At 60.3% G+C, this 4,422-nt stretch carries 7 protein-coding genes; all 7 read left to right on the forward strand.

Annotated features, from left to right (window positions below; genetic code table 11):
- The first annotated feature begins 296 nt into the window (after positions 1 to 296).
- Positions 297 to 497 (forward strand): hypothetical protein, encoded by a 201-nt coding sequence (locus tag LJE63_01885; protein MCG6905348.1) that lies wholly within the window; start codon positions 297 to 299, stop codon positions 495 to 497.
- Between the two features lie 251 nt (positions 498 to 748).
- Positions 749 to 892, forward strand: a complete 144-nt coding sequence (locus LJE63_01890; GenBank protein ID MCG6905349.1) for a hypothetical protein — start codon at positions 749 to 751, stop codon at positions 890 to 892.
- Positions 874 to 1,080, forward strand: coding sequence for a YMGG-like glycine zipper-containing protein (locus LJE63_01895; protein MCG6905350.1), 207 nt, complete (start codon positions 874 to 876; stop codon positions 1,078 to 1,080). Before LJE63_01890 ends, LJE63_01895 begins: the two co-directional genes overlap by 19 nt.
- A 41-nt stretch (positions 1,081 to 1,121) precedes the next feature.
- Positions 1,122 to 2,291 carry an ABC transporter permease gene (locus tag LJE63_01900; protein MCG6905351.1) on the forward strand — a complete coding sequence of 390 codons (1,170 nt, stop codon included), beginning with the start codon at positions 1,122 to 1,124 and terminating at the stop codon, positions 2,289 to 2,291.
- Between the two features lie 2 nt (positions 2,292 to 2,293).
- A complete protein-coding gene (locus tag LJE63_01905) occupies positions 2,294 to 3,094 on the forward strand; it encodes an ATP-binding cassette domain-containing protein (protein ID MCG6905352.1) in 801 nt (266 codons plus the stop codon).
- A 3-nt stretch (positions 3,095 to 3,097) separates the two neighbouring features.
- Positions 3,098 to 4,141, forward strand: a complete 1,044-nt coding sequence (locus LJE63_01910) for an MlaD family protein (protein MCG6905353.1) — start codon at positions 3,098 to 3,100, stop codon at positions 4,139 to 4,141.
- Positions 4,138 to 4,422 (forward strand): PqiC family protein (locus tag LJE63_01915; protein MCG6905354.1); only part of this gene is annotated, 285 nt, incomplete at its 3' end. The genes LJE63_01910 and LJE63_01915, both read left to right, overlap by 4 nt.

Here is a 4,422-nt window from a genome sequence, read left to right on the forward strand (position 1 = left end):
AAAAAAGTCCTGCCCGGCCGTAAAATTTTCCGCTACCTGCAGGTTGAGAACAAGCTCGAAGCGATTGCCCGCTTCGAATTGGCGAAAGAGATACCCCTGGCAAAACAGCAATAGCAATCGCTTGTAAATCAAGGCGGAGAGCCAGCCCTTTGGGGGGCACGACCTCCAATTTCTCGCAGCTGCAAGCTAGATATCGACCCTCTGCAATCGGCGATCCTAATTCCCTTATAGCGCCGTGGCTGCGACGCGGTCGGTGCACCTGACACTTGTGTTTGCTTCTTTTCTGATATTTTTCCATGCGTATTTTCTTGACCACTACAATTGTGGTCTTCTTTGCCAATGGACTGGAAGACAGCAAGCTGGTCAGCGGCCTGAGGGGGTGGTTGAACTTCGTGGCGATGGCCCACCAAATGCCGGGAGGGCGTTCGATCCTGATGCTGATAAGCACTGGAACCAAGCACCGCAAACCGACCGGTAGATCATCGTCGCATTGCTGAGCATTGCGGATTCTCGCTTCCAGGAGGCTCTGATGCAGACCGCCCAACAGAACGGTAAGCTGTCCCGGAATATTTGTCGGATATGCTTGCAGGTCTCAGTTCCAGCAGGCTTTTTCCGGCGTTCCACTTCGGGACCGGCCTGACCGAAATGGAGATCGTGCTTGGCAATACACTCCAGGCACTCAAAACGAAACTGAGTTCACCGGAAGGCGCATAAAGGCGGCTGGCCGCGTCCTTTCATGGTGCGTTCGGTGCCCGATGCCGTCCTTCTCTATCTGGATCGGATGAACCTGAAAAGCCCGACAACCCTGAAGGATCACCCGCAGTACTGGAACGAGCCGACAGTCGAAACCGAGTTCCGCTTTTTGATGGATAAGTGGCCCTGCGACCCCTGAGCGGCGGCGCCATGGGCACTGCCGCGGGGGCCGTGGTCGGCGCCATTTCGGGCCATACCCTGTGGGGTGCGGCCATCGGTGCGGCCGCCGGCTCGGCCGGCGGATTTCTCCTCGGTAAACACCAGGAAGCCACGAAAAACGCCTACCAGCAAGGCTTCGAAGCCGGAAAGAAGCAATCCCAGCAGTAAGGAACAATTCGCGTGAACCGCCATATCAGTAGAGACTCTCGATGAACTCCGCAGCCGATTCAACTCAAAACCAGACGGAAGGAAGCCGAGGCCTCTGGACGGTCAAGGACGAAGGGGAAGGCACGCTGCGAGTTTATTTAGAGGGCAATTGGGAACTGGATCACGCGCTGCCCAAACCCGAAGACATCCTGAACTCGGATGTGGCCGGAGGCGGGCTGCGTACAGTCCGGTTCGACAGCAGCGCATTGACCGGGTGGGCCACCGGTCTTCTGGTCTTTTTGCAGGACCTCGCCCGCATCGCTGCCGAACGTCGCGTTGAAATCGACCGCGCCGGCCTGCCCGAGGGTGTAGGCAAGTTGCTGGACCTCGCCGCGGCCGTTCCCGAGCGCAAGGGCGCCCGGCGTTCGGTCGAGCACGAACCGGTCCTGACCCGCATCGGGGCCGCCGCCCTGGCGTGGTCCGAAGGCGCTTCAGCAATGTTCACGTTCATCGGCGAGTGCTCCGTCGCGCTGGTAAAGCTGGTGAGAGGCCGGGCCCGTCTGCAGCGCTCGGATTTCTTGGTCTTTATCGAGGACTGCGGCGTCAGTGCACTGCCCATCGTCACCCTGCTCAGCATGCTCTTCGGGTTGATCCTGGCCTTCATCGGCGCGGTGCAGCTGATGATGTTCGGCGCCCAGATCTACGTGGCGGACCTCGTGGGTATCGCGGTTGTGCGCGTGATGGGGGCGGTCATGTGCGGCATCATCATGGCCGGGCGCACGGGGGCAGCGTTCGCCGCCCAGCTGGGCACCATGCAGGTCAACCAGGAAATCGATGCCTTGAAAACGCTCGGCATCTCACCGATCGAGTTTTTGGTCCTGCCGCGCATGCTGGCGCTGTGTTTGATGATGCCGCTGCTTTGCCTGTATGCCGATGTGATGGGCATTGTTGGGGGTCTGATCGTCGCGGTGTCGATGCTGGATATCAACATGGTGCAGTATCTGAACCAGACGCTGCACGCGCTCAAGATGAGCCATTTTTTGGTCGGATTGGTCCACGCGTCCGTTTTCGGGGTTCTGATCGCCCTTTTCGGGTGTCTCAAAGGAATGCAGTGCGGCCGAAGCGCCTCGGCCGTAGGCGAGGCCACCACCTCGGCGGTGGTGGCCTGCATCGTGGCGATCGTGGTATCCACGGCGCTGATCACCTTCATCTGCAAAGTGCTCAAGGTGTGACCATGCCGGCTGCAGACGACACGAAAAAGACGCCCAGCGGTCCCCACATCTCCATCGAGGATCTGACCATGGCCTACGGCAGCTTCGTGGTTCAGAGCGACCTGACCTTTACGATCAATCACGGCGACATCTTCATCATCATGGGCGACAGCGGCTGCGGCAAAAGCACGCTGCTCAACCACATGGTCGGCCTGATCGCGCCGACCAAGGGCAAGGTCTTTTACGACGGCGTAAGCTTCTGGGACGCAGCGCCGTCGGACCGCGACCGGCTTCTGCGCCGCTTCGGCGTACTCTACCAGAGCGGCGCCCTGTGGAGCTCCATGACGCTGGCCGAGAACATCGCGCTGCCCCTGCGGGAATACACCCGGTTAAAGAGTGCCGAGATCCGTGAGGTGGCGTCTTTCAAACTCGCGCTGGTGGGCTTGACGGGCTTCGAGGATTACTATCCCTCCGAGATCAGCGGCGGGATGTGCAAACGGGCCGGCCTGGCGCGGGCGATGGCGCTTGATCCCGAGATCCTGTTTTTCGACGAACCCTCGGCCGGGCTGGACCCTATCAGCGCCCGGCTACTGGATGATCTGATCCTGGAGCTGCGCGACGGGTTGGGCACCACGTTCGTGGTGGTCACGCATGAGCTGGCGAGCATTTTTGCCATCGGCAACAATTCGGTGTTCCTGGATGCGGAGCGCAAAACCGCGATCGCAAGCGGCGATCCCAAGCAGATGCTAAAGGAGTGCCGCGACCCCAAGGTCCGCCGCTTTCTCACCCGGGGGGGGCCGGCGAGCCCGAAAGAGACAGGATGACAGATGAGCAAACAGGCCAATAAGACCTTGATCGGTATCTTCGTGGTGGCTGCGGTGGCGCTTGGGGTTGCCGCCGTTCTGATCCTGGGCTCCGGCGCGCTGTTCAGCAAAAAGAACATGTGGGTCGCTTTCTTTGAAGGATCGGTACAGGGCTTGCGGGTGGGCGCCCCCGTGTCGTTTAGGGGGGTGCCCATCGGGCAGGTGACCGCCATCCGCGTGATCTACAATCGCCGGGACCTCAGCTTCTGGATTCCGGTGATCTTCGAAATCGATCGGAGCAGCATCATGGCCTTGGGCGCTTTCAGTCAGGAGATGACGGAGAACCAAATCTCCGAGAGCTTCGTCGAAGCGGGCCTGAAGGCGCAGCTCGACATGCAGAGCCTGGTCACGGGCCAGCTCTTCATCAACCTCGGTTTTTTTCCCGATAAACCGACGCGGCTCATCAAGGCGGAGATTCCCGAGATCGATCTTCCCTACCCGGAAATTCCCACCATCAAGACCCCGTTTCAGGAAATCTCCGAGACCCTGCAGGACATTCAGCCCCAAGAATTGTTAAACAACATCAAGGCGACCCTGGAGGGCATCGACCGTCTGGTCAACTCGCCCCAGATCCAGGAAGGCACCGCGGAATTGGGAGAGACGGTCAAGGACATCCGAGCCATGGTGGGCGAAGCCCGGGACCGGATAAACACTTTAGGGAAAAGCGCGGACGGCGCGTTGTCCGATGCCCGCGGGCTGATCGCACGGATGGATCAGACGGCCCAAAAAACAAGCCGCCTGATGGACGATCTCTCCGATAAGATGGCTCCCATCGCCGAAACGTTCACGGCCGTGCTCGAAACCGCCCAAGCCTCCCTCGATCAGGCCCACCAGACCTTGCGCACGATCCAAGTGGCGGTGGCGCAAACCGACCCGCTCAAGTACCAGCTCGGCGAGGCCCTCACCGACATGAGCGCCGCCGCCCGCTCCATCCGGGTTTTGGCCGATTACATCGAACGCAATCCCGCCGCGTTTTTAAGAGGCAAGCAGGGCAACGGAGGCCGATGATGCGCACGATCAGAATAAGCTGGATTATCCTTCTGCTGGCGAGCGGCATGCTGCCGGCGGCATGCCTGCTTGGAGGGGGCGGCGGCTCCGCCCCCACCCGGTTCTACAAGCTTGACTCATTGCGGGAAATTGAACCCGGACGGAAAGCGGAGGTTTCCCTGCCGGAGGTTTCCGTTGCGGTCGGCCCCATCGGCCTGGCGCCATATTTGGACCGCCCGCAGATCGTGACCCTCAACGCGGAAAATGAGCTCCGCGTCAACGAGTTCGATCGCTGGGGGGAG

The organism is Desulfobacteraceae bacterium, from assembly GCA_022340425.1.
GTDB lineage: Bacteria > Desulfobacterota > Desulfobacteria > Desulfobacterales > JAABRJ01 > JAABRJ01.

What these genes read in the sequence shown, in the direction of transcription:
- LJE63_01900 (MCG6905351.1), top strand. Translation starts at nt 1,122, where the DNA reads ATGAACTCCGCAGCCGATTCAACTCAAAACCAGACGGAAGGAAGCCGA.
- LJE63_01910 (MCG6905353.1), top strand. Translation starts at nt 3,098, where the DNA reads ATGAGCAAACAGGCCAATAAGACCTTGATCGGTATCTTCGTGGTGGCT.
- LJE63_01885 (MCG6905348.1), top strand. Translation starts at nt 297, where the DNA reads ATGCGTATTTTCTTGACCACTACAATTGTGGTCTTCTTTGCCAATGGA.
- LJE63_01905 (MCG6905352.1), top strand. Translation starts at nt 2,294, where the DNA reads ATGCCGGCTGCAGACGACACGAAAAAGACGCCCAGCGGTCCCCACATC.